Source organism: Pedobacter psychroterrae (genome assembly GCF_004331695.1).
Lineage (GTDB): Bacteria > Bacteroidota > Bacteroidia > Sphingobacteriales > Sphingobacteriaceae > Pedobacter > Pedobacter psychroterrae.
This window is the reverse complement of the sequence record NZ_SJSL01000001.1, coordinates 1517467-1543293: the sequence shown is the minus strand read 5'-3', so window position 1 is coordinate 1543293 and position 25827 is coordinate 1517467. Positions and strand designations below refer to the sequence as shown.

At 39.7% G+C, this 25827-nt stretch carries 27 protein-coding genes; 6 read left to right on the top strand and 21 right to left on the bottom strand.

Going from position 1 to position 25827, the window contains the following annotated elements:
* Positions 1 to 70: 70 nt before the first annotated feature.
* The 16 genes from rplP to EZ437_RS06700 all read right to left on the bottom strand — a co-directional run bounded on the left by rplP (position 71) and on the right by EZ437_RS06700 (position 12178).
* The gene (rplP, locus tag EZ437_RS06775) at positions 71 to 493 is read right to left on the bottom strand and encodes a 50S ribosomal protein L16 (RefSeq protein ID WP_131594470.1); all 423 of its coding nucleotides are present in this window, start codon (positions 491 to 493) and stop codon (positions 71 to 73) included.
* A gap of 38 nt (positions 494 to 531) precedes the next feature.
* Positions 532 to 1398 carry a 30S ribosomal protein S3 gene (gene rpsC, locus EZ437_RS06770; RefSeq protein ID WP_131594468.1) on the bottom strand — a complete coding sequence of 289 codons (867 nt, stop codon included), beginning with the start codon at positions 1396 to 1398 and terminating at the stop codon, positions 532 to 534.
* Between the two features lie 5 nt (positions 1399 to 1403).
* Positions 1404 to 1766 carry a 50S ribosomal protein L22 gene (rplV, locus tag EZ437_RS06765; RefSeq protein WP_012780780.1) on the bottom strand — a complete coding sequence of 121 codons (363 nt, stop codon included), beginning with the start codon at positions 1764 to 1766 and terminating at the stop codon, positions 1404 to 1406.
* 7 nt (positions 1767 to 1773) lie between these two features.
* Complete coding sequence (gene rpsS / locus EZ437_RS06760; RefSeq protein WP_008244581.1) at positions 1774 to 2040, bottom strand: 30S ribosomal protein S19; 267 nt, start codon at positions 2038 to 2040, stop codon at positions 1774 to 1776.
* Complete coding sequence (rplB, locus tag EZ437_RS06755) at positions 2040 to 2864, bottom strand: 50S ribosomal protein L2 (RefSeq protein WP_131594466.1); 825 nt, start codon at positions 2862 to 2864, stop codon at positions 2040 to 2042. The genes rpsS and rplB overlap by 1 nt, the downstream gene beginning before the upstream one ends.
* A gap of 23 nt (positions 2865 to 2887) precedes the next feature.
* A complete protein-coding gene (rplW, locus tag EZ437_RS06750) occupies positions 2888 to 3178 on the bottom strand; it encodes a 50S ribosomal protein L23 (RefSeq protein WP_131594464.1) in 291 nt (96 codons plus the stop codon).
* 1 nt (position 3179) lies between these two features.
* Positions 3180 to 3809 carry a 50S ribosomal protein L4 gene (gene rplD, locus EZ437_RS06745; RefSeq protein WP_131594462.1) on the bottom strand — a complete coding sequence of 210 codons (630 nt, stop codon included), beginning with the start codon at positions 3807 to 3809 and terminating at the stop codon, positions 3180 to 3182.
* Between the two features lie 4 nt (positions 3810 to 3813).
* Positions 3814 to 4431 carry a 50S ribosomal protein L3 gene (gene rplC, locus EZ437_RS06740; RefSeq protein WP_131594459.1) on the bottom strand — a complete coding sequence of 206 codons (618 nt, stop codon included), beginning with the start codon at positions 4429 to 4431 and terminating at the stop codon, positions 3814 to 3816.
* 180 nt (positions 4432 to 4611) lie between these two features.
* Complete coding sequence (locus EZ437_RS06735; RefSeq protein WP_225869513.1) at positions 4612 to 5010, bottom strand: DUF1634 domain-containing protein; 399 nt, start codon at positions 5008 to 5010, stop codon at positions 4612 to 4614.
* Complete coding sequence (locus tag EZ437_RS06730; protein ID WP_131594457.1) at positions 5011 to 5853, bottom strand: sulfite exporter TauE/SafE family protein; 843 nt, start codon at positions 5851 to 5853, stop codon at positions 5011 to 5013.
* 189 nt (positions 5854 to 6042) lie between these two features.
* Positions 6043 to 7950, bottom strand: coding sequence for a hypothetical protein (locus EZ437_RS21535; RefSeq protein ID WP_165500356.1), 1908 nt, complete (start codon positions 7948 to 7950; stop codon positions 6043 to 6045).
* A 501-nt stretch (positions 7951 to 8451) separates the two neighbouring features.
* Entirely contained in the window at positions 8452 to 8757 is a 306-nt protein-coding gene (gene rpsJ, locus EZ437_RS06720) for a 30S ribosomal protein S10 (protein ID WP_008244591.1), read from the bottom strand.
* Positions 8758 to 8817: 60 nt separating this feature from the next.
* Positions 8818 to 10932, bottom strand: a complete 2115-nt coding sequence (gene fusA / locus EZ437_RS06715) for an elongation factor G (protein ID WP_131594455.1) — start codon at positions 10930 to 10932, stop codon at positions 8818 to 8820.
* A 13-nt stretch (positions 10933 to 10945) separates the two neighbouring features.
* Complete coding sequence (gene rpsG, locus EZ437_RS06710) at positions 10946 to 11413, bottom strand: 30S ribosomal protein S7 (protein WP_131594453.1); 468 nt, start codon at positions 11411 to 11413, stop codon at positions 10946 to 10948.
* A 16-nt stretch (positions 11414 to 11429) separates the two neighbouring features.
* Positions 11430 to 11843 (bottom strand): 30S ribosomal protein S12, encoded by a 414-nt coding sequence (gene rpsL / locus EZ437_RS06705; protein WP_008244597.1) that lies wholly within the window; start codon positions 11841 to 11843, stop codon positions 11430 to 11432.
* A gap of 113 nt (positions 11844 to 11956) precedes the next feature.
* The gene (locus tag EZ437_RS06700) at positions 11957 to 12178 is read right to left on the bottom strand and encodes a VF530 family protein (RefSeq protein ID WP_131594451.1); all 222 of its coding nucleotides are present in this window, start codon (positions 12176 to 12178) and stop codon (positions 11957 to 11959) included.
* Positions 12179 to 12225: 47 nt separating this feature from the next.
* On the opposite strand from EZ437_RS06700, the gene EZ437_RS06695 reads away from it, so the two are divergent.
* Complete coding sequence (locus EZ437_RS06695) at positions 12226 to 12867, top strand: hypothetical protein (protein ID WP_131594449.1); 642 nt, start codon at positions 12226 to 12228, stop codon at positions 12865 to 12867.
* On the opposite strand, the gene EZ437_RS06690 is transcribed toward EZ437_RS06695, so the two are convergent.
* The 3 genes from EZ437_RS06690 to EZ437_RS06680 all read right to left on the bottom strand — a co-directional run bounded on the left by EZ437_RS06690 (position 12868) and on the right by EZ437_RS06680 (position 16067).
* Positions 12868 to 14832, bottom strand: a complete 1965-nt coding sequence (locus EZ437_RS06690) for a M1 family metallopeptidase (RefSeq protein ID WP_131594447.1) — start codon at positions 14830 to 14832, stop codon at positions 12868 to 12870. It abuts the gene before it with no gap.
* A 71-nt stretch (positions 14833 to 14903) separates the two neighbouring features.
* The gene (locus tag EZ437_RS06685; RefSeq protein WP_131594445.1) at positions 14904 to 15647 is read right to left on the bottom strand and encodes a hypothetical protein; all 744 of its coding nucleotides are present in this window, start codon (positions 15645 to 15647) and stop codon (positions 14904 to 14906) included.
* Between the two features lie 63 nt (positions 15648 to 15710).
* The gene (locus EZ437_RS06680; protein ID WP_131594443.1) at positions 15711 to 16067 is read right to left on the bottom strand and encodes an arsenate reductase; all 357 of its coding nucleotides are present in this window, start codon (positions 16065 to 16067) and stop codon (positions 15711 to 15713) included.
* A gap of 397 nt (positions 16068 to 16464) precedes the next feature.
* On the opposite strand from EZ437_RS06680, the gene EZ437_RS06675 reads away from it, so the two are divergent.
* From EZ437_RS06675 to EZ437_RS06655, 5 genes are all read left to right on the top strand, one after another.
* Positions 16465 to 17838 (top strand): sensor histidine kinase, encoded by a 1374-nt coding sequence (locus EZ437_RS06675; protein ID WP_131594441.1) that lies wholly within the window; start codon positions 16465 to 16467, stop codon positions 17836 to 17838.
* A gap of 9 nt (positions 17839 to 17847) precedes the next feature.
* Positions 17848 to 18531, top strand: a complete 684-nt coding sequence (locus EZ437_RS06670; protein ID WP_131594439.1) for a LytR/AlgR family response regulator transcription factor — start codon at positions 17848 to 17850, stop codon at positions 18529 to 18531.
* 94 nt (positions 18532 to 18625) lie between these two features.
* Positions 18626 to 22117 (top strand): response regulator, encoded by a 3492-nt coding sequence (locus tag EZ437_RS06665; protein WP_131594437.1) that lies wholly within the window; start codon positions 18626 to 18628, stop codon positions 22115 to 22117.
* A 1-nt stretch (position 22118) separates the two neighbouring features.
* A complete protein-coding gene (locus tag EZ437_RS06660) occupies positions 22119 to 22946 on the top strand; it encodes a CheR family methyltransferase (protein WP_131594435.1) in 828 nt (275 codons plus the stop codon).
* Between the two features lie 27 nt (positions 22947 to 22973).
* Positions 22974 to 24563, top strand: coding sequence for a response regulator (locus tag EZ437_RS06655; RefSeq protein WP_131594433.1), 1590 nt, complete (start codon positions 22974 to 22976; stop codon positions 24561 to 24563).
* Here EZ437_RS06655 and pth read toward each other — a convergent pair.
* Positions 24553 to 25113 (bottom strand): aminoacyl-tRNA hydrolase, encoded by a 561-nt coding sequence (gene pth, locus EZ437_RS06650; RefSeq protein ID WP_131594431.1) that lies wholly within the window; start codon positions 25111 to 25113, stop codon positions 24553 to 24555. The genes EZ437_RS06655 and pth overlap by 11 nt on opposite strands.
* 106 nt (positions 25114 to 25219) lie before the next feature.
* Positions 25220 to 25798: a 50S ribosomal protein L25/general stress protein Ctc gene (locus EZ437_RS06645; RefSeq protein ID WP_131594429.1), complete on the bottom strand. Its 579-nt coding sequence runs from the start codon at positions 25796 to 25798 to the stop codon at positions 25220 to 25222.
* Positions 25799 to 25827: the final 29 nt, after the last annotated feature.

Genomic DNA, 25827 nt, shown 5'->3' with positions numbered 1-25827 from the left:
TATTAATTTTTATGTTCTGGATCTAGCGGTTATAATAACAAGTTACTTACAACATTCAATCCATCACTTATTATGCCTCTACGTAATCTCTACGTACTACAAATTTTGTTTGGATTGGCAATTTCTGAGCGGCCAATCTCATCGCTTCTTTTGCTATTTCTAAAGAAACACCTTCGGCTTCAAAAATAATACGTCCGGGTCTAACAACGGCTACCCAATACTCAGGCGCACCTTTACCTTTACCCATACGTACCTCAGCTGGCTTCTTAGTTACCGGTTTATCCGGAAATATTCTAATCCACACCTGGCCTTCACGTTTCATGAAACGAGTTACCGCAATACGGGCTGCCTCTATCTGACGACTGGTGATCCAAGTCGACTCTAAAGATTTAATCCCGAAAGACCCGAATGACAATTCAGCACCACGTGTTGCTAAACCTTTCATTCTGCCCTTTTGCATCTTTCTGAACTTCGTTCTTTTTGGCTGTAACATTTTATTCTAATATTATCGTAAAACGATCTGTTAACTAATTATTTACGAGGACCTCTGTTAGGAGTGTTTCCGCCTCTGTTATCTCTTCCTGGACCACCTTGACCGGGACCACCTTGACCAGGGCCTCTTCCACCACGATTACCACCACCGCGGTTATCGTTTCTTCTGTCGCCACCGCCACGGTTATCTCTGTCTCTGCCACCAGCAAATGCACCTTCTGGTCTGCCACCTTTACCTGGAGCATTGCTCACAGCACCGATGTTAGGGGAAAGATCACGTTTACCGTAAACCTCACCTTTACAGATCCAAACTTTAACACCTATTTTCCCATAAGTAGTCAAAGCTTCAGCCAATGCATAGTCAATATCTGCACGGAAAGTATGCAAAGGAATTCTTCCTTCTTTATACTGCTCGCTACGAGCCATCTCAGCACCACCTAAACGACCAGAAGTCATTATCTTGATACCTTCAGCACCCATGCGCATTGTTGATGCGATTGTAGACTTCATTGCCCTACGGAATGAGATCCTTGCCTCTAATTGTTTTGCAACACCTTCTGCTACTAATTGTGCATCAAGTTCCGGGCGTTTAATTTCAAAGATGTTGATCTGAATTTCTTTTTTAGTCAATTTCTTCAACTCTTCTTTGATCTTATCAACCTCAGCACCTGCTTTACCTATCACAATACCTGGTCTAGCTGTGTGTATCGTAACAGTAATACGCTTTAACGTACGTTCAATTACCACTTTAGCTACGCCGCCTTTTGCGATACGTGCAGAAAGGTACTTTCTTATCTTTTCGTCCTCAACTAATTTATCAGCATAGTTGTTGCCACCGAACCAGTTAGAATCCCAACCCTTGATGATTCCTAACCTGTTACCTATTGGATGTGCTTTTTGTCCCATTTCTGTTAATTAGTTTGAGTTTCAACGTTTTTACTATCTACTATCAAAGTTACGTGGTTTGAACGTTTACGTATTCTGTAACCGCGTCCTTGAGGTGCTGGTCTTAGTCTTTTCAGTTGACGACCACCGCCTACCATTATCGTTTTCACGTATAACTGGTTTTCTTCAGGGCGAGAACCTTCATTCTTAGTTTCCCAGTTCTTGATAGCTGATAATAATAGTTTCTCAACTCTTATTGCTGCATCTTTATTGGTAAACTTTAAAATATGTAAAGCTTTCTCAACACGCTCACCTCTGATAAGATCTACAACCAAACGCATCTTACGTGGTGAGGTTGGACAATTGTTTAATTTCGCTACTGCTTCCATCTCTTAATTATTTTTTCTTTTCAGAGTGACCCCTAAATGTTCTGGTTGGAGCAAACTCTCCCAGCTTGTGACCAACCATGTTTTCTGTTACGTATACCGGTATAAATTTATTACCGTTGTGTACTGCAAATGTATGACCCACAAAATCTGGTGAGATCATCGATCTGCGAGACCAAGTTTTAATTACAGACTTCTTGCCTGAATCATTCATAGAGACAACTTTTTTCTCTACGTTATGGTCAATATAAGGTCCTTTTTTTATCGAACGAGCCATTATTTCTTCCTTTTCTCTATGATGAAACGATTTGAGTATTTTTTAAGCGTACGGGTCTTGAAGCCTTTAGCATACATGCCATTTCTTGACCTCGGCTGACCTCCTGATGAGCGACCCTCACCACCACCCATTGGGTGATCGACTGGGTTCATCGCTACCGGACGTGTTCTTGGACGACGTCCCAACCAGCGTTTACGGCCTGCTTTACCTAATACTTCATTTGCATGATCTGAGTTAGAAACTGCTCCTATTGTAGCCAGACAAGTAGTCAAAATCAATCTTGTCTCGCCAGAAGGCATTTTTAATGTCGCATACTTGCCATCACGGGCCGCTAACTGTGCATACGCACCAGCGCTACGTGCCAATTGAGCTCCACGTCCTGGATGAATCTCCACATTGTGAACGATAGAACCCAAAGGAATATTTGCTAATTTTAAAGCATTCCCCACTTCAGGTGTAGCTCTATCTCCCGATAATACTGCTTGTCCTACTTGCAACCCTTCAGGTGCAATAATATAACGCTTCTCACCATCTGCATAATGTAATAATGCGATGCGTGCTGTACGGTTTGGATCGTATTCAACAGTAGCTACTGTTGCAGGAATGTCAAACTTATCACGTTTAAAATCTATTAAACGGTAAGATTTTTTGTGACCACCACCCATGTAGCGCATAGTCATCTTTCCTGTATTGTTACGACCTCCCGATTTCTTAGAAGATACAACCAATGATTTTTCGGGCTTGGTTGCTGTAATCTCCGTAAAACTGGCACCTACTCTAAAGCGGGTTCCCGGAGTGACTGGTTTAAATTTTCTTAAGCCCATAGTTTATAAATATTCAATTCTTATTAAATGTTCGCGTAATAATCTATTGTCTCACCATCTTTCAAGGTAACAATAGCTTTTTTATATTTCGGGCTACGTCCTGTAACCAATCCGCCTTTAGTATTTCTAGACTTAACTTTTCCATTTACCACCATTGTATTAATGGCTAAAATGTTCACGCCGTACATCTTCTCAATAGCAGTTTTGATTTGCAGCTTGTTTGCTTTATGCTCTACCCTAAAAGTAAACCTGTTAGATTTTTCTGTCAGTGCAGAAGCTTTTTCTGTTAATATTGGTTTCTTTAAAAATTCCATATTACTTGGCAAATGCCTCCTCCAATGTTTTTAGAGAATCAGCAGTCAACAAAAGCTTGCTACAGTTTAATACATCATAAGTATTTAACTGATCTGCAGTGATAACTTTCGCTTTCTGAATGTTTCTACTTGATAAATAGATATTGTTATTTTGTGAAGGCAAAACCAATAAAGTTTTTTCGCCAGCCAAATTCAAAGCGCTAACTAAATTAAGGTAGTTTTTAGTTTTGATTGAATCAAAAGAGAAATCTTCCAAAACAACAACATTTGAATCTTGTGCTTTATAAGATAATGCAGACTTACGTGCTAGCACTTTCAATTTTTTATTCAATTTAAAACTATAGTCACGTGGCTGAGGACCAAACACACGACCACCACCATTAAACAATGGAGATTTAATACTTCCGGCACGAGCACCACCAGTACCTTTTTGTTTATATAACTTACGGGTTGAACCTGCAATTTCGTTACGTTGTTTAGATTTGTGAGTACCCTGACGCTGATTAGCCAAATACTGCTTTACATCTAAATAGATTGCATGATCAACAGGCGATATGCCAAATACCGACTCAGGAAGCTGCACCTTGGCACCTGTCTCTTTTCCTGAAATGTTTAATACTTTAACTTCCATCTGCTTACTTATCTAAGATTACGTAAGAACCCTTAGCTCCTGGTACGGAACCGCTAACTACAACCAGATTTTGATCAGCATAAACTTTCAAAACCTGTAAGTTTTGAATTTTAACTCTGTCTCCACCCATTCTTCCCGCCATACGCATGCCTTTAAATACACGTGCAGGATAAGAAGCAGCTCCCAATGAACCTGGGGCACGCATTCTGTTATGCTGTCCGTGAGTCTGACCGCCAACACCAGCGAAACCATGACGTTTAACAACACCCTGGAAACCCTTACCTTTTGATGTACCAACTACATCTACAAAATCACCTTCATTAAAGATGCTAACCGTTACGGTATCACCTAAATTTAAAGATTCTTCAAAAGGATCAAATTCAACCAGCTTACGTTTTGGCGTAGTGTTTGCTTTTGCAAAATGGCCTCTTAGGGGCTGAGTTGTGTTCTTTTCTTTAGCTTCACCGAAGCCTAACTGAACTGAAACGTAACCGTCTTTCTCTTCGGTCTTTACCTGTGTAACTACACAAGGTCCAGCTTCGATCACCGTACATGGAATATTCTTTCCATCGGCGTCGAAAATGCTGGTCATTCCTACTTTTTTTCCAATAATACCTGACATTTTCTAATTTTAATTTAACACCCATCGAAGCAGTAGGGCTTCGTTCAAGGTGGATACACTCCCGTTAAGGGAGGGCAAAAATAAGAAAGAAATCTTAATTTTCAAATAGTTAGCTAATTATTTTTGTAAATAAATGCTAAAAAGTTATCGAAGGTTAGATAACCCGCGGTTAAACTACTGTCAGTGCACTAGCCTATTACTCAAACTAAATAATATTATACCAAAAACCAGCAGCCCGATGATAACATATAAATAATCCCGTTCAATAATGAAGCTAAAGACAGAAAACACTACACGTGCAACCGGTGTAAATATCAGTAGTAAAATACCAAATTGGATAATGGCCTTAGCATTAAATCTCGAAAGGCCTAACAAAATTGAACTTATCGACGAATACTCCTGCTGTAGCGAATTAAACACATGATAATCGACCAGCTGCTCTTCATGGTGAAGCAAATAGAGCAATCCTCCAACAAATATTACTGTCATCGATACTATTACTCCAACCCTCAATAAGGTGCCTAAAATAACCTGAATATCCTTATCTGCAAAGAAATGCTTCGTTACTCTTTTCATCATTTACGAGAATCTACCAGAAACACCATTATATATCATCTGTACCGCAAGGAATGCAACCACTACAGCAAATATGATCTTCAATCTGTCAGAATTCGTTCTGACCAAAATCTTAGAGCCAACTGTGGCTCCAAGTAATACCCCCAGGCTTACCGGCATCGCTATTCCCGGATCAATCTGTCCTCTATGGAGGTATACGACTGCGCTGGCCGCTGCAGTAACACCCATCATGAAATTACTGGTGGTAGTAGATACCTTAAACGGGATTTTCATGATATTATCCATTGCAATTACTTTTAAGGCTCCAGATCCGATTCCTAACAATCCGGAAATCGTCCCTGCCACAAACATCATCGCAAAACCGCCGGCAACGTTGTGCACAGTATATCTTTTGATCTCTCCACTTTCGGTTGGATAACTACCGTTCAATTTAAAAAAGTTAGCAATATGACCTGATGTTTCTAGATCAACATGATTAGCCTTCTTTTTTAACATCATTAGGGCCGACATAAGAAGAATTAGCCCAAAAAGTACCGCGATGTATCCAGGATCAATAAACACTGTTACAACAGCCCCTATTACTGCGCTGATGGTAGTAGCTACTTCAAGAAACATTCCGATCCTTATATTCGTAATTCCTTCCTTAACGTACGCCGCTGCAGATCCGGTTGAAGTCGCTATCACAGAAATGATAGATGCTCCTATTGCATAATGAATGTCAACACCCAAGACAAGTGTAAGCAAAGGGATTATTATTACCCCGCCTCCAAGGCCAGTTAATGAGCCAAGTAGACCGGCAGCGAATGCACCGAGGAGCACGATGATCGTAAACAGTAAAACCGTCATATATGCAAATATACTTGGAAGTTAGCTTAGAACACTAAATAACAAAGCGTTAATCAAATAATAACTAAGATGGAAGATGTAAATGCATCTTAGCAAAGATCTTGATCAGAAATGAGCTAAAATAAAAAAGCAGCCCCTGTTCAAGGGGGCTGCTTACATTATATATAAAAATAACTCTATTGATTATTATTATTTATTTAATGAGATGTATTTACCAAGCTCAGCAGCGTTGTTTACATCAACACCTTTTGCTTTAGCCGTTTTAATAACATCTCCAGGGATAACAAATACTTGTACTTGAACTAATTTAGTTCCAGAGAAGTAAGATGCTGGACGACCACCGGTTCTCAAAACAAGTTGAGCATCTCCATTAGCATCAAGCTGACCAGCAGGAGTAGAAGTTAACTGAGCTCCTGAATAGAAGTCATCTTCAAAACCACGAGCAACAGCTGGAGCTCTTGTACCTGTGTTACCAACTACAGTTACACTTGGAATAGTTGTAGGACCAAAAGAGTAAGTAGTTGTAGCGTTACCAAAGTTTGTACCGCTATTGATGTTCCAGTTGATTACAACCTCACCATCATTGTATACAGTACTTGCAGTAGTTACAGCAGCAGCAGTTTGATTAGTTGCCAAAGTAACAGTCGTACCTGCATTACCAAAGATGTTAGCAGTACCCATAAAGTTTGGACCACCTGCAAATGGATTACCCATACCACTTGTATAAGCAGGAGCATTAAATGGACCTGGGAACAATGTAGGGTTAGTATCAGAATTATCTACACCGTAAGAAACAGCTTTCACATAAGAATTAGCATATGGAGTGATGTCAACCCAACCTGCGTTAGTTCCTGCGTGATTCTCAGGATTGTTACCTGCAGTATTGCTAGTGAAATATTTGTATTTTACAAATACTTTACCTTCTTGCTTGTATTTCTCAATGTTAGCACCTAAACCTGGAATCGTATTGATGTTAAGTCTAGTTTGAGCAGTATAAGTTGCATTGTAGTTAGCACTTGCACCTGACTCACTAGTAACCGCTACATTTTTAGTTCTAGCAAAGTTCATAGTACCACCTGGAGTTAACAAGCTAGGGTTAGCCGGCATATAGCTATTACCTGGGTTCGATGGAGAAGTAGTTACTTTAGCATAAGTTAAGTAACCAAAAGCAGCACCATTATTAGCAGTTAACCTGTCAATATCAATTTGAGTTAATGCAAAAGTAGTTGTTGGGTTAGCGGTGTTATTTGTGTAAATAAACCTTCTACCTACGCTAAAATCAGCATCAAAAGCACCACTAGCAGGATTTAATTGATTTCCAGAAGTAGGAACTTTATCGAACACGCCTGAACCAGCAGTATTTTCAAAAGCCATCTCTCTGTTATCTGACCAACCTGGATAGTTAGCAATACGAACTTCATCATCAGAATTAATAGTGTAAGTAGTGATGATGTCAAACATACCATAAGACACATTAGCTACCTGACCATAAGTTTTAGTTACTTCTGTTACACCTTCAAAACCTCTAGTTAAATAGAAAGTTTTAGCAGCATAAGCACGACCAATAGGCATTACGTTAGAACCTGCAGAAGCAGCCCATGGAGTAGCACCTGTTCCTTTAGGACCATAAAATACTGAATTAGTAGTGTCAAAATAGAAATCACCTTCACTACCAATTGCAGCACCTGGAGCACCTGCACCAGCAAGGAATTTAGTTCCAGCTGCACCAGTTGAACCGTTAGTTCCAGTAGCTCCAGTTGCACCTGTAGCACCATTTGCACCAGCAGCACCAGCAGGACCAGAAAGTACTACACCTGTTGCAGGCCAAGCACCACCGGCTTTAGGACCATACAAAGATTTCGCAGTACTATCAAAATAAAAATCACCGTTTGCACCAGTAGCGGCAGCAGGAGCGCCAGCACCAGTTAAAATTTTTGAACCGTCAGCACCAGCTGCACCTGCAGGACCTACTTGGCCAGCAGCACCAGCGGCACCCGTCGGACCCGAAGGACCTATTGGACCTTGGTCTCCTTTTTTACATGCATTAAAAGCTAGCAAAAAGCCCACCGTCATTACACTTAATAAAACTTTTCTCATAATCTAGAGTTAATAAAATTTAATTTCTTGCTTACTCTTAACAGTTTTCAGCTTTCCCTGTTGAATCAAAAATGGATCCACGCCACAAATTTAAGCTTAAATAGTAATTAAAAAAAATTTATTTTAATTATTTTAAAATTAATACCTTAAGTTAATTTGACAACAGCGTTCAAACTCTTCTTTTCAAGCCCAAATATAATATATTTTTATTACTTCCAAGTTTTTTTTAAAATAATCTTATTTGCCGCTTTTTTTTATCAAATTCATTAGATGGATTGCCATAACCAATTGATTATCAAAAACAAAAAATAAAAATTAAACTCAAAAAAAAATCAATATAATGAAAAATATAGCACTATCACACGACTCAACATCTTGATTAATCCACCTATATATGGCATATTTAATCAAAATATTATATAAAATATCAAATTTTTGAATTCAAAAAAAAGAGAACCTATTAATAATAGGTTCTCTTTTCCAAAATTTTCACTAAAATCGTTAAACTTTAATCTCGACTTCAACACCACTAGGTAATTCCAGTTTCATCAAAGCATCAACTGTTTTAGAGTTTGAGCTATAAATGTCAAGCAAACGCTTATAGGCACAAAGCTGAAACTGCTCACGTGCTTTTTTGTTCACGTGAGGTGAACGCAAAACAGTGAAGATTTTCTTTTCTGTAGGCAACGGAATTGGCCCGCTAACTACCGCACCCGTAGGTTTAACAGTTTTTACGATTTTCTCAGCAGATTTATCTACCAGGTTGTAATCGTATGATTTTAATTTGATCCTAATTCTTTGGCTCATATCATTTATTTAATTAAGGCACCGGTTAGAGCTATTAATAACCGGTTGCCGATTTATTTACTAGTCTACTGACTTAACTTTCCCTTTTGATTTCGCAATCACCTCTTCCATCACGTTTCTAGGAGCTGGTTCATAATGATCAAACTCCATAGTCGATGTCGCACGGCCTGAAGTAATGGTACGCAACTGAGTTACATAACCAAACATTTCAGAAAGTGGCACCAAAGCTTTGATTACCTGAGCACCCGCCCTTGTGTCCATACCTTGCAGTTGGCCACGACGACGGTTCATGTCACCCATTACATCACCCATGTTTTCTTCAGGAGTAAGTATCTCGATTTTCATGATTGGCTCCATCAATACAGGATTACATTTTGGAACTGCCTCACGATAAGCCATTTTAGCCGCAAGCTCGAAAGACAATGCATCTGAATCGACTGCGTGGAACGAGCCATCTATTAAACGAACCTTCATATCTGGAAGCGGATAACCCGCCAATACTCCATTAGCCATCGATGCTGCAAATCCTTTCTCTACAGAAGGAATAAACTCACGGGGAATTGAACCACCAGATATCTCGTTTACAAACTGCAAACCGCCTTTTTCATAATCCGCGTCAATTGGAGAAATAACAACTTGAATGTCCGCAAATTTACCACGGCCACCAGATTGTTTTTTATAGACCTCACGGTGCTGAATAGTTCCATTAATTGCTTCTTTGTAAGCAACTTGTGGCGCTCCTTGGTTTACTTCTACCTTAAATTCGCGTTTCAAACGATCAATTAGGATATCTAAGTGAAGCTCACCCATACCCGAGATTACAGTCTGTCCAGTCTCCTGATCAGTTTGAACTCTAAATGTAGGATCTTCCTCAGCCAGTTTTGCTAAGCCCATACCCAATTTGTCGATATCAGCCTGAGTTTTAGGCTCGATCGCCAAACCAATAACTGGTTCAGGGAAATCCATTGACTCAAGGATAATAGGATTTTTCTCATCACAAAGTGTATCTCCTGTTTTGATATCTTTAAAGCCTACAACAGCAGCAATATCACCAGCACCTACATTAGGAATCGGGTTTTGCTTATTTGCATGCATCTGGAAGATACGTGAAATACGCTCTTTATTTTCCGAACGTGCATTGTATACGTAAGATCCAGCTTCCAGATTACCAGAATAAACACGGATAAAACATAAACGGCCTACAAAAGGGTCAGTCGCAATTTTAAATGCTAAAGCTGCAAACGGCTCTTTTTCAGATGGCTGACGCATTATCTCTTCTCCAGTGTCTGGATTAGTACCAGTAATACCTTCTACATCCATTGGTGAAGGCAATAGTTCCATCACATAATCAAGCATGGTCTGTACACCTTTGTTTTTGAAAGATGAACCACAAACCATAGGTACAATTTTAGCATCCAATACGGCTTGACGCAGTGCATCTAAAACTTCACGCTCAGTGATTGTCTCAGGAGCTTCAAAGAATTTCTCCATCAATGACTCATCATACTCAGCTACAGATTCCAGCAATTTCTCTCTCCACTCAGCAACCTCGTCAATCATATCTTCCGGAATAGGCACTTCAGTAAAGGTCATCCCTTTATCATGCTCATTCCAAACGATACCACGGTTGTTGATCAGATCAACTACACCTTTGAATGAATCTTCACTACCGATAGGCAATTGTAGCGGTACAGCATTACTGCCCAACATATCTTTTACCTGCTTAACTACTTTTAAAAAGTCAGCTCCTGAACGGTCCATTTTATTAACGAAACCAATACGGGGAACATTGTAGTTGTTAGCTAAACGCCAGTTCGTTTCAGATTGAGGCTCAACACCGTCAACTGCCGAGAATAAGAACACCAATCCATCCAATACACGTAACGAACGGTTTACCTCAACGGTAAAATCCACGTGACCAGGGGTATCAATAACGTTCACATGATAACTTTGGCCTCTGTATTTCCAGCTCACTGTAGTGGCAGCAGAAGTAATAGTAATACCACGTTCCTGCTCCTGGGCCATCCAATCCATCGTTGCAGCACCTTCATGTACCTCACCAATTTTATGGCTTACACCAGCATAATAAAGGATACGCTCTGTTGTTGTAGTTTTACCCGCATCAATGTGAGCCGCAATCCCTATATTTCTTGTAAATTTTAAATCTCTTGACATCTTATTGCTTCAATTAAAAACGGAAATGAGAGAATGCTTTGTTAGCTTCTGCCATTTTATGCGTATCTTCTTTTTTCTTGACTGCTGCACCTTCACCCTTAGCTGCTGAAACAATTTCACCTGCTAATTTTTCTTTCATCGTTTTCTCTCCACGTCTGCGTGCATAAGAAATTAACCATTTCATGCCTAAAGCAATCTTACGGTCAGGTCTAACTTCTGTAGGAACCTGGAAGTTTGCACCACCTACACGGCGTGACTTTACTTCTACAGCAGGCATTACATTAGCCAAAGCACGTTTCCATACTTCCAGGCCGCTTTCGCCTGCTTTCTTCTCAGCTAATTCAACTGCATCATAAAAAATATCATATGCAATAGATTTTTTTCCATCATACATCATATTGTTTACAAACCTTGTCACCTGAACATCGTTAAATTTTGGATCAGGAAGGATAATTCTCTTTTTTGGTTTTGACTTTCTCATTTTTCTTTCCTCCTAATTATTTCTTTTTACCTTTTGTTGGTGCCGCAGCTACTTGTCCTGGTTTAGGACGTTTAGTACCATATTTCGAACGACGTTGGTTACGACCAGCTACTCCTGAAGTATCTAATGCTCCACGGATGATGTGATAACGTACACCTGGCAAATCTTTAACACGACCACCACGGATCAATACGATCGAGTGCTCCTGCAGGTTGTGACCTTCTCCAGGGATGTAAGCATTAACCTCTTTACCATTGGTTAAACGTACACGCGCTACTTTACGCATTGCTGAGTTTGGTTTTTTAGGGGTAGTAGTATATACACGTGTACATACACCTCTTCGCTGTGGACAGCTGTCCAACGCCGGAGACTTACTCTTGAACTCCAGTGCTACTCTACCTTTTCTAACTAATTGTTGAATGGTTGGCATTGTTTCTTTTTTGTTTCTTATTTATATTTAAAACTTTACCCCTCAATAAGGGACTGCAAAGGTAAGACAATACAATTTATAAATCAAGGGGTTAACATAAAATAAATAGCACCTTAATGAAAAGTGTCTAAATACAGCTTTTCCACCTTTTTCCGTGCCCAATCTGTCTTCCTCAAAAACTTCAAACTTGAATTCATCGTCGGGTTGTTGTTAAAACACGCTATCTTAACCAACATGCCCAACTCCTCCCATCCATAATGCCATACCAACTGCTTTAATATAAATTCAAGAGTTTTACCATGTAATGGATTGTTTTTTTGCTCCTCTGCCGCCATGCCGTAAAAATAACTAAATTTGACATGCGTTAAAAAAAATCCAGCATATGAATTTTAAATTAGGAGACTTTGTCCGTTTTGTAGATGAAAACTTAGAGGGATACATTACCAGGATTATCGATAAAGAAACCATTGGGGTTACCGACAGCAATGATTTTGAAATTCCTGTTCTTGCTTCCAAAGTGACCCTCGTCCATGGTGAGATCCCTGACAATGAAATCGTGTCAAACAGACCTGCAGTTCCTGCTCCTCAAATGAAATTCATCCATGACGGTGTGTTCCTGGGTATTGCAACAGATCAGCACATTGCTTATGTTGCTCATTTTCATATAATAAATGAAACATCCTTTCAATTGCTCCTCAGCCTCACCACTGAAAAAAACGGGACTTTTAAAGGAGAATTCGCAAATATAATCCCTGCTCAGTCAACTAAGAAAATCTATTCGGATCAACTCGGAGACATACAGGTCTGGCCAAAATTCAATCTCGAAATATTGTTTCACAGTCCTGCAAATACCGTCCAAAAAGCTCCAGTCGCTATTAACAGGTACATTAAAGGCAAAGACCTTTCGGTTGCCAAAGAAGAAATCCCCGTCTTAAAACAAAATGGATGGCTCATCCGTCTGGATGACCCTGAACCTATCATTGATGCCGAAAAACTAAAGCAGAGCTTCTTCAGAGGCGCTTAACTATTTCTTCCAGGTATTATTCGAATCATTTATATCCGGCAGCACATGATTCGGATCCAGCACTACTGAAATTACCTCTTCCGTAGTTGGGTAGTGAACTGTCCATACTTTATTCCTCATCCACACATCTACAGGTACCTTTACTATATCAGTCTTACCGCTTTTAGTCTTGATCCCCAAAATGATCGGCATGGGCATTTGCTCCAAATTTGCCACTACTATATTATATCCGTTTACCGCAGAACCGGCTTTGGTTTCAGTTACAGAATTAATCGCCTGGTCCATCTTCCAGTTTTCCATAAACCAGCCTCTCCAAAACCAGGACAGGTCTTCTCCTGCTCCATTTTCCATCGAGCGAAAAAAATCATGTGGAGTAGGATGCTTAAATGCCCATTGCTCAATGTAATTTCTAAAAGCATAATCAAAACGATCAGCACCCAGTATCTCGTTTCTTAAAATATCAAGGCCCCATCCCGGCTTGCTATACAGATTTACGCCTATGTTTCGCTCCCTCATCGCATCGGGACTTAGCATAATATATTCTATCGCCGGATTTTGCAGATTCCTACCAATCTCATGCATATCTTCAGCGTCAGCTTTATACTCCCCATTATTGAAGGCAGCACTAGACAGACCGTTGATAAAAGTATTAAACCCTTCATCCATCCACCCATACTTGCGCTCATTATTTCCTACGATCATAGGAAACCAGGTATGCCCAAATTCATGGTCTATCACTCCCCAGGCACTTTCGCCCTTCGCATTCCAGCCACAAAAAACAATCCCAGGATATTCCATCCCTCCTACATTACTGGCCACATTTACAGCCATCGGATAAGGATACTCAAACCATTTACTTGAATAATGTTCTATCGAAGCCTTTATATATTCCGCAGCTCTGCCATACCCGTCTTTTCCATTACTTTCTACAGGATGTACCGCTACAGCCAGCGACTTCTTACCACTTGGCAGATTAATGCGGACAGCATCCAAAACAAATGCTTTTGACGATCCCCATGCAGCATCACGGGCATTCTTTATCTTGAATTTCCAGGTAAGCTTATCCTTAGCCGGACGTGATTTTGGATCATTTACCTCCGCTTCTGAACGCACTGTTACAATTTTATCACTTGATTTTGCAGCATTCCATCGCGACAGCTGCTCTACCGTAAATACCTCCTGGGGATTCAACAACTCTCCCGAACCCATTACGATGTGACTAGCTGGCGCTGTTACATTAAAATCTATATCGCCAAATTCACAATAGAACTCACCTGCACCCCAATAAGGTAAAGTATTCCAGCCCAATACATCATCATAAACACACATCCTTGGAAACCATTGGGCGATGGAAAATATCTCTCCGTTTTTTGTAGTCAGGTGCCCCATGCGGTCTGAACCATTGATCGGGATAATGAATGAAAAATTCATTTTAATCGTTACGATATCCCCTCCTGCTGCCATTGGCTGATCCAGACGGATCTGCATCCTGGTATCTTCTATTAAAGAAGTAAACTTTACAGGTTTTGCCTTTTGTGATACAGACAAGCCTTCAATCTTATAACCACCCTCCAACTTTTCCCCCCTTGCCCCATATCGGCTGCCAGCAGCAATCAGGGCATTACCTCTTGACTCTGGCGCAAATAAATTCTGGTCCAGCTGAAGCCATAAATAAGGAAGTTTATCCGGACTATTATTTTTATAAGTTATCGTTACACTGCCTGTTACCTTATTATTTGCCTCATCCAAATTACTTGAAATGGTATAGTCGACTCTATTCTGCCAGTACCTGGGACCAGGATAACCATTTGCAGAGCGATATTCATTACCATTCTGAGTATAAAACAAAGGGCTAAATGCTGCATGGGGATCATAATTACCGACAATCTGCCCCGATTGCTGTCCATAGCCGGACAGACTGAATGCGCACAATAATAACAGTACTAAGGCTGGTTTATTAAACATATAATATTGCTGATTAAAAAATTTGAAGATAAAGTTATAAAAACCATTGTACTCAGCATATAATAAATTCTTTATTTATTATTCCGTTTCAATTTAGGCATAGCTGGTACACTTTTTTCAACCGACGACAATTTCACCCATTTACTATAAGCCCTAACCGTGTAACTTGAGTAATCAAACGGCTCATCAGTATCTACCAGAGCCACGTCTGGCCTATATAAGGACATAAAATCTTTAAGTTCCTGGCCTTTAAGCTTAGTCCGATCTGAAACAAAAGCTTCCGTAAATATGCGATTAATCTCCGCTTCGTACTTGTCTTTTTGTTCCAGGAGTTCAATTTTTTCCTGCTGTTTCCGGTATTTTCCATATCCCAGGTTAAACTTCAAGCCCCCTGCCCTGTCATTATTACCCTTACCTCTCAATCCATCCGTCTGAACCCGCCTAAATTCTTTAACATCCTTATCAGGAGTGTAAAAACCCGGATTAACTTTTGCCCCCACAATGTTTACCTCTTTTAGATCTGTAGCATTCACAGGAAGATAGATCACCTTGTGCGAGAGATTAATCAAATAAAGTGTATCGATATGATAGCCGCTCAAAGAAAATTCCAGCAGGTCTCCAGTCTTGGCCGCCAGCTTAAACTCGCCTGAAGCCTTGGTATAAGTAAGTTTGTCACTTGTCAAATTCTTTACCAACACGCTTTGCAATGGCATTTTCCGATTTTCAAAATCATATAACTTACCACTGATAAAACCCTGGGCCCAAAGTTCTATGGGTAAAACAAGCAATGTAAAAATCAGTAATTTGTTAGCCATAGCCCAAATGTAAAGCAGTTTTAAACTGCGGATGAGTATTTAACAAACTTTAACAGCAAAAGGTTATAAAAGATGCGACTTAAGTTCGCTGTAGGCGGTTTCAGTAAATCCGATCAGCACTGCTTTACCACTTACTTCAACTACAGGGCGCTTAATGGCACTGGTATGATTTAACAGCACGTATATCGCACTTTCTTTATTGACAACTGCTTTCTGTTCCTTCAGATCTAGCTTTTTCCAGGTTGTCCCTTGCTTATTCAGTACCTTCTCCCATCCAAAAAACTCACACCATTCATTTAATTTCTCTGGGGTGATGCCTTTCTTTTTAAAATCATGAAATTCTGCTTTAAACCCGTTTTCACTCAGCCAGGTCATAGCCTTCTTTACGGTATTACAATTTGGTATCCCATATACGATCATGCAGCAAACTTAGAAAAAAATAATAAATCTGCTGTATAGTGCTCAATTTGTCTGCGTTTGATTTTGATTTGTGCTGATATGATATTTCGATTTGCCTTGTCAGCTTTCTCACTCGATCTTCGTTTGATCTGACACCTTTTCAGCTTCGGCTGACGTTCGGGCCAGGTTCGGCTCAGGTTCGGCTCAGGTTCGGACAAACCCGTCTGTGAGCCGTCGCTGGCCCGTTGGTTGTTGGTTGCCCATCCGTCGGCAAGGCGTACACAGATAAAGGACGGATAGAACCCTGTCCTTCCACCGTTCATCACATTTTTCTATAGTTTCGTCACATTTTAAGATTTGACGGCACAACAGTTTGTACTATTGCCTAAATAAATTTAAACACGAACGATTAAGGCAAATGCTAAAACTAAACGAATCTACAAAAATCGAACTCTGGGCAGCCACAGGGTGCATCACTGCTGCATTATTGTTTTCTATTACTGAAATGACAATAAACGCCCAATACATGGGACAAACATGGATATCTCTGTTATTTAACTATATGGTAACATGCATTTGCTATCTGTTACTCGTTTTGTATGTGGATCAGGAATTTAAAAAGTCAGACAAAGAAGTATCCATTGCTGTAATATTTGTATATATACTTATAAACATCTGCTTCGTCATAGAAATCATTAATGCCTACTTTACAGCACTTCTGGCAATAAAAATTCTAATCATCTACTTCAGGGCCAAGAAAGAAAATCCTAAAAATCAGATTTATGCAGAAGCTACCTTGCTATTTGCATGCTCCATTTTTATACATGCATGCTTGGTATTATCAAACTCCATCAACATATCAAAGGCCTTTTTTACTTTTATTGCTCCGATATCTATATTTCTCTATTTGTACCTGATGTATGCAGCTTTACCACATCTAATAACCAAAAGCCGTCATTTTTTAAGATATCTGGGCTCTTCACTATTATTTACTGCGGTCTCCTTTATCCCGCTTGGAATATTACTCGCTTTTTATTTCTCCAACAATAATAACCAAAACATACCGGAAGTACTTCTCGCATTCAATGCCCCGGTACAACTAATCGTTCATATTTTGGCCTGGAATATATTTAAATTCAGAAACAGAAGAAAAGCTGAAGAGATCCAGACTCTCAAAACAGAACTGGGTAAGTCCGATGCCAATCTCAACTTTCTAAAATCCCAGATCAATCCCCATTTTCTGTTCAATGCACTAAATACCCTATACGGAACAGCACTTCAGGAGCAAGCAGAACGAACAGGAGAAGGTATTCAAAAGCTTGGCGACATGATGCGCTTCATGCTCCAGGAGAATATAGAAGATAAAATCCCATTGTCCCGTGATGTAGATTATCTGAACAACTATATAGACCTGCAAAAGCTAAGGACTTCCACCTCATCCCAGGTAGCTATTGAAATCCAAATAGAAGAGCAGCTAAACAACCTGCAGATCACACCGATGCTACTCATACCTTTTGTTGAAAACGCATTTAAACACGGCATAAGCCTCCTGTACCCCTCTCACATCAAAATCACACTTCAAATAAATAACAGTACGCTATATTTTGACGTACACAATAGCATCCATTTAAAACAAGACAATGATCCGGAAAAACTACAAAGCGGCATAGGCCTTCAAAATGTGAAGCAAAGGCTTGCGCTCATATATCCCGGCCGTCATGAACTCATCATCAGGGAAAATGCAAAAGAGTTTTTTGTTCACTTAACCCTTCAGTTGACAGAAAATCATTAAATTTAATGCATGACTGTAATAGCGATTGATGATGAACCCATTGCTTTGGATGTTGTGAAATCCCATGCATCCAAAGTTCCTTTCATAGAACTAAAAGCCGTATTTACCAATGCATTTGATGCACTTACTTACCTTCAGGAGAACAATATAGACCTCATCTTCCTGGACATAAAAATGCCTGATATAAGTGGCATTGATTTTCTCAATAGTCTCAGTAGTCCCCCAATGGTCGTGTTTACTACGGCATATTCCGAACATGCCGTCAAAAGCTTTGAACTGGATGCCATTGATTATCTCTTAAAACCCTTTTCCTTGCCCCGTTTTTTAAAAGCATGCAATAAGGCACATGAACTTCATAATCTAAGGAACAGACATGAAAATCCGGAAAGCACTTTTATATTCATCAAAGACGGCTATGAACAGATCAAAGTACTGGTAGAAGAAATTTTGTATATCGAAGCTTCGGGCAATTATACCCTGATAAACCTTAGCAACAGCACATTACTCAGCACCCGGGTCCCGCTCAATGAAATGTTGCTGTTATTGCCTGCCAAAAAATTTATCCGGACCCATCGTGCTTTTATCGTTGCAAAAAATAAGATCACTAAATTCGACAGGACACAGCTATGCGTCGGCAGCCATCTAATACCAATAGGAGCTACTTTCGCAAATTGCCTCCAGGATCTTTACTAAAACAGTATCAAAAAATTAAACAAAAACTTGCTAGTAAGATATTATCGTTAATATTGTATTGTTTATTGTCTCTGTCTCATTTATAACATAAAATATGTTTAAACTCACTTTTAAACAACAGGTATTAACAGGATTTATAATCTCCCTGCTTTTCGTTCTAATATCTGCTATCACCTCCTACCTTAGTATAAATGAATTAAATAATGACACCAAATGGCAGACGCATACCTATGACGTAATTAATATGGTGAAAGATATCGAGTCCCAGGTGCTTAATTCAGAGACAGGCGTTAGGGGCTTTATCTTATCTGACGGGAATAAACTTTTTCTGGCGCCATACACTAAAAGCTCTGTCAAAATCCTGCCCTCTATACAAGAACTGAAAAATACGGTAAGTGATAATCCGGCGCAAATAATTAGAATTGATTCGCTGGATTTTTATGCACATGCCAAGGTTGAGGAAATGCTCAAAGCATTGAGCATATTCGAAACACAGGGTCAAGAAGCCGCAGGTTTCCGGGTAATGAACGGTCCCGGCCAGTCGTATAAAAATAAGATCCTGAGGATAGCAGAGCAAATTATCGAAGTAGAAAAAAGCTTGCTTAAAACAAGAAAGAACGCTACCCTCAAAAGCAGCAAACAGAGCGAAATTATAGTCCTGGCCAGCGCTTTTATCATATTCTGCCTGATCCTCTTTCTATTCTCCTATATCAGACGCACATTTGACCAGCAAAAAGAAACTGAAGAAAAAATCAGGGAGTCAAACATCCAGCTTGAGCACATCTCTGCAGAAAATGAGCAGAAGAACTGGCTGCTTTCGGGTGCGACGAATGTAAATGAAGCAATGCGTGGCGAACAGGAAATAGAAGACCTTGCAGTCAGTGTGATCACTGTGATCAGCAACTATGTCCAAGCCTCCGTAGGGGCAATTTATTTATTCGACGAAGCCCGAAAAACTTTCAGATTTCAGGGTGGATATGCTTATAGAAAAACAAAAAATACCCCCAATGAATACCACTATGGTGAGGGTCTGGTTGGACAGGCTGCTTTGGAAAAGCAGGGAAAATTACTAACCGATATCCCCGCTGATTATATAAAAATATCCTCAGGCCTGGGAGACACAAACCCTTCAGCTATATTTTTATTGCCGGTTACATTTAAAAATGCAACCCTTGCTGTAATTGAATTGGGATTAACGGACCAACCTAATCCAGCTTTACTGCTATTTTTAAACACCATAGCGGAAAGCATCGGCGTGGGATTGAACAGCGCAATTGCACGCATCAAGTTGAGGGCACTGTTTGAGCAAACACAACAACAAGCTGAAGAACTGGAAAGCCAGCAGGAAGAGTTACGGACTACCAATGAAGAACTGGTTTATAAATCCGACCAATTGATGGCTTCGGAGGAAGAATTGCGTGTTCAGCAGGAAGAATTAAGGGAAACCAATGCTGAACTGGAAGAAAAAGCACAATTACTGGAAGAACAAAACATACTCGTAAACCAGGCGCGTGAGGCCATGAGCCTCAAAGCAGAGGAACTGGAGATCTCCAGCAAATATAAATCTGAGTTTTTAGCCAATATGAGCCACGAACTCAGAACTCCTTTAAACAGCATCCTGATACTGGCAAGGATATTAAAGGAAAACAGGCCTGAAAATCTAAATGAAGAACAGATCAAATACGCAGGGGTGATCCACAACGCAGGTACAGATCTGCTGACGCTGATCAATGATATCCTAGACCTTTCCAAAATAGAATCGGGCAAAATCGACCTGCAGATTGAAGATATTGCACCATCTTCCATATCAACACACATGCAATCATTGTTTAGTGAGTTGGCAAAAAGCAAAAAGATTAATTTCCAGACCATACTTGACCCCAAACTGCCTGCTTCTTTGAGTACAGACGAAGCTAGAATAGAGCAGATCACCAAAAACCTTTTGTCTAATGCCTTTAAGTTTACACCTGAACATGGCGGAGTTTCCATAAATATCAGGAATGCAGAAAAAAACACCAAATTTTATACAGAACAGCTGCAGAAAACCTCAGAAAATGTAATAGCTATTTCCGTAACCGATTCAGGGATCGGTATTCCAAAAGAAAAACAAAAATTAATATTCGAGGCCTTTCAGCAAGCAGATGGCTCTACCAGCAGGAAATATGGAGGTACCGGCCTGGGCCTTTCTATAAGCAAAGAACTCGCCTACATCCTTGGTGGTGAAATCCAGGTCGAAAGCGAACCGGGTGAAGGAAGCTCTTTTACCTTATTTATTCCGGTAAAGAACAATAATGTAAGCACCGACAGTACCATAAAAGAACCGGAACCAATTGTTCAGAAAGAACCAAAAGCAGGCCTGACACCGGAGCCGCAGTCTGTTAAATCCACCGCAAAGCAAACACTGTTGATTATCGAAGACGATGTGGTCTTTGCTGATGTATTAAAAGATTATGCCATTGAAAAGGGATTTCAGCCAATACTTGCACATCGTGGCGACACAGGGCTTGAAATGGCTATATCCCAGCTGCCAGACGCCATCGTATTAGACATTATGCTCCCGGTAATGGACGGTTGGACTATTCTCAAAAAACTAAAAGCTGATCCAAAGACCAAGCATATACCTGTACATATGATGTCGGCCGGCAATGAAAACGATAGCAAAGCCAAAAAAGAAGGGGCTATCGGATTCCTTAAAAAACCAGTGGAAAAAGAGCAACTGGATCAGGCATTTGATCTTTTGATGGGTGTCCATGAAAAATACAATTTCAACAAAGCGCTTGTTATTGAAGACCAGGAACTTCAAAGTACGATACTAACCCAGCAGCTTACTGAAAAGGGAGTAGAAGTAAAACAAGCCTTTACAGGCAAAGCAGCATTAGAATTATTAGATCAGTATACATTTGACTGTATAATCCTGGATCTCAGACTTCCGGACATATCAGGCTTTGACTTACTGGATATTATCAAATCCAAGCCCTCACTTACTTCTATACCAGTAATCATTAATACCGCTATGGAGCTTGATGACGACAAGATGGCGCATATTTTGAAATATACCGAAGCAATGGTCTTGAAATCAAATAAATCCAATGATCGGCTGATCGACGAAGTAAGTCTTTTTATGAATAAACTTAAAGAGACAGGGCTAAATGATTCTCCTAAGCCATGGGCCGTAGCCGCCAAGTCCAGAGGCATTTCTACTATCGAGAAGGCATTAAAAGGAAAAAAAATATTAATCACCGATGACGATATGCGTAATATCTTTGCACTGTCAAGTGCCCTTCAAGGATATGATATGAATATGGTTATTGCAAATAATGGCAGGCAAGCCCTGGAAAGACTAGCCGACACAGAAAATATTGATCTGATACTAATGGACATCATGATGCCCGAAATGGATGGTTATGAAGCCATGCGGGCAATTAGAAATGATAAACAGTTCAATAAAATCCCCATTATTGCCCTTACCGCAAAAGCAATGAAAAATGACCGTGAAAAATGTATAGAGGCAGGGGCCAATGACTACATATCCAAACCGGTAGATGTAGACAAACTTTTATCAATGCTGAGGGTCTGGCTAAGTTGATATGAATACTAGAACAGCTGAAACAATTACCTACGAGGAACTCGCAAACCTAGTCGATTTTATTAAAAAAATACACGGCTTTGATTTTGGCGGTTATTCATCTGCGTCTTTAAAGCGGAGGGTTACAAGAATTATGCAGCTGCAAAAACTAACTTTATTTGATTTACGTACATTGCTTACAAATGATCATGATTACTTTGAGGCTTTTTTAATAGAAGTCACGGTAAACGTGACAGAAATGTTCAGAGACCCTAAGTTTTACAAATCTTTTTCCAGTAATGTGATCCCTTATTTAAAGTCTTACCAGCGGATTAAGGTTTGGAACGCAGGATGCTCCACAGGTGAGGAGTTATATTCCTTTACCATCCTGTTTTCTGAAGAAAACCTCTATGACAGAACCTTCTTTTATGGAACTGACATCAATGCGGACGTATTAAAATATGCAAAAAATGGCATATATGATCTCCAAAAAATGAGACAATACTCAGAAAATTTTCACAATACCGGAACGATACACACCCTTTCAGATTATTATACTGCCAAATACGATGCCGCTACGATCAACCATTCACTAAAGAAAAATGTGCTTTTTTCTGTCCACAATCTTGTCTCGGATGGAGTATTCAATGAATTTCAGGTAATATCATGCCGTAATGTATTGATTTATTTTAATTCGGAACTACAGAAAAAGATCATTGATCTATTCTATAACAGTCTGGCCAATTTCGGCTTTTTATGCCTTGGCTCTAAAGAAACATTAAGAAATACAGAAATAGGCCGCTTTAAAATAATAGACATTAAAAATAACATCTATCAAAAAATAGGCTAAAACCATAAAACAACCAAAACACCAACTATGGAAAAAATTAACATTTTAATTGTTGATGACAGACCTGAAAATATAATAGCATTAGAGGCCCTTCTGCAAAGGGATGACGTGAACATAATAAGCACCACCAACCCCAATGAAGCATTGAGACTTTCCTGGGAGATGGATATTGCAATAGCGCTGGTTGATGTTCAAATGCCGGAAATGGACGGCTTTGAACTGGTTGAAATATTAAAAAGTAATCCCAGGACTAAAGACATTCTCGTCATATTTGTTACTGCTATTTCAAAAGAAACCAAGTATGCAGTAAAAGGATTGAATACTGGGGCAGTAGATTACCTGTACAAGCCCCTTGACCCCTTCGTTACTTCTGCCAAAGTTGATTCTTTTATTCAATTTATCCGAAATCAGCGTGAGATAAAGCAAAAGAATATACAGCTAGAAAACTATCAGAAAGAACTTATCAAAGCAAAAGAAGAAGCTGAACAAGGCAAAAGGGCCAAAGAAAATTTCCTGGCCAATATGAGCCATGAAATCCGGACCCCCATCAACGGAATAATCGGGCTTTCAAACCTCCTGGAGACTACTTCTTTAACTGAAGATCAAAAAGAGATGGTCAAATTACTGGAAATCTCTTCAACATCCCTGCTCGGTGTCATCAATGACATCCTCGACCTTTCAAAAATTGAAGCCGGTAAATTCAAAATCAACCGTAGTCAAACTGACATAGCTAATGTATGCAATTCAGTAGTCAATTTATTACGTATAAAGGCCAAAGAGAAAAAACTGGAATTGAACACAGTACTTTCACCCGAATTACCAAAATACATCCTGGCCGACTCCCTCAGATTAAACCAGATCCTGATGAACCTAATTGGAAATGCCATCAAATTCACAAATGATGGCAGCGTTACTTTAAAAGTAGAAATCCTGAATACAAAAGGCAATAATATACAGGTCAAATTTACCGTAAGTGATACAGGAATAGGGATAGCACCTCAGAACCTGGAAAAGATCTTTGAAACTTTTGAGCAGGCTGATGAACACACCACTGCTCAATTTGGCGGCACAGGCCTGGGCCTTTCTATCGTGAAAAATCTGGCTAAACTGAAGGGCGGTCAACTGGAAGTGAGTAGTGAGGAAAATAAAGGAAGTGAATTCTGCTTTACAAACTGGTATGAAGTAGTCAAAGAGGTTAAAGAAATTGAAAAACCAGCCAAAGGAATACTTAGGCCGTTCAATAACATCAAAATTTTGGTGGCAGAAGACAACCCGATCAATAAATTTCTAATCGTTAAGATCCTCAAAGATTGGAACATTGAAACCGAAGTTGTCGAAAATGGTAAAGATGCCATCGACAAATTGGTAGACAATGATTACAACCTCATCCTAATGGATACTTTTATGCCCGTAATGAACGGACTTGAAGCGATTAAATTGATCAGAGAAGGTTATGCTCCAGGGAAAGAGCGGGTGCCAGTCATCACTTTCTCCGCGGCAGTAATGGAAAGCGACAAAAAAGTAGCTATAGAAGCAGGTGCCAATGATGTGATCAGCAAACCATTTGACCTGGAGATCCTTCATGAGAAAATAACAAAATATACCGCTACTTATTAAAGGCAGTCATCGTTAGTGCTGGTCCAATGGTAACAAAACTTTTGACCAGCGCTACACTTTTATCTATCAGTGCAGGCAGTTCCGGAAGTTCGTCCTTATCAAAAGGTGCCAGAACATAGTCAACCTGCCTTCCCTTAGCAAAATTATCACCGATACCAAAACGCAACCGCGGATAGTCCTGTCCGCCACAAAGGCCTTCTATACTTTTTAAACCATTGTGTCCTGCGCTGCTGCCCTGTAGTTTAAGTCTAAGTTTACCCAGCGGAATCGCCAGGTCATCCACTATCACCAGTACATTTGACAATGGGATCTTCAATTCCTGCATCCAGTAGTTAACCGCTCTCCCACTCAAATTCATATAGGTTGTAGGCTTAATTACGTACAGCTTTTTGCCCTTATGGGAAAGCTCTGAATAATAGGCCAGCCTTAGATTGGAAAATGTACCACCAAGCTGTTTTACCAACTCATCAGCGATATCAAATCCGATATTGTGCCTGGTATGAGCATACTCAGGTCCTATATTTCCCAAACCAACAATTAGATATTTCATTTCAGCGCAAATATAATAGTTTGAATGAAATTTGGACACCCAAATCTCTCCCCATAAAAAAAGCAGTCCCGGTTGCAGGACTGCTTTTTTATAATACTAATTAAAATTATTTTTTATTAGCTTCTTGCTCTGCTTGTTTCAATGCTCTTGACATACCTACAGAAACGATAGTATCTTCAGGAGTGTTAGTTATTGCATAGTTTCCTTTCGCAAGGTCACGCACGCGGAACAGGTTACCAACTTCTAATTTTGCAATGCTCACTTCAACTGCTTGCGGCATGTCTTTAGGGAAAGCCCTCACACGAAGTTTACGAAGTTTTTGCACCATTTTACCACCCATTTTAACACCTGGAGAAGTACCTGTCAATTTTACAGGGATTTCCATTAAGATTTCTTTGTCATCAAATAACTGAAGAAAATCTACGTGTAAAAGTAAATCTGTAAGCGGGTGAAATTGTAATTCTTTAATAATGGCTTTGATTTTCTGAGTTCCTAATGTGATCTCAATAAAGTTAGCCTCTGGTGTATAAATAGCATCCTTTAATTCGGTTATTACTACAGCAAAATGTGCCTGTTCTTTTCCACCATACAATACTGCAGGAACTTTGCCTTCATAGCGAAGCTCTTTAGCATCGCGTTTCCCTACGTTCTCTCTTGGAGAACCGCTAATTGCGATTGTTTTCATTTCTTGTTTTTTTAAATTGTTTTGGAGCT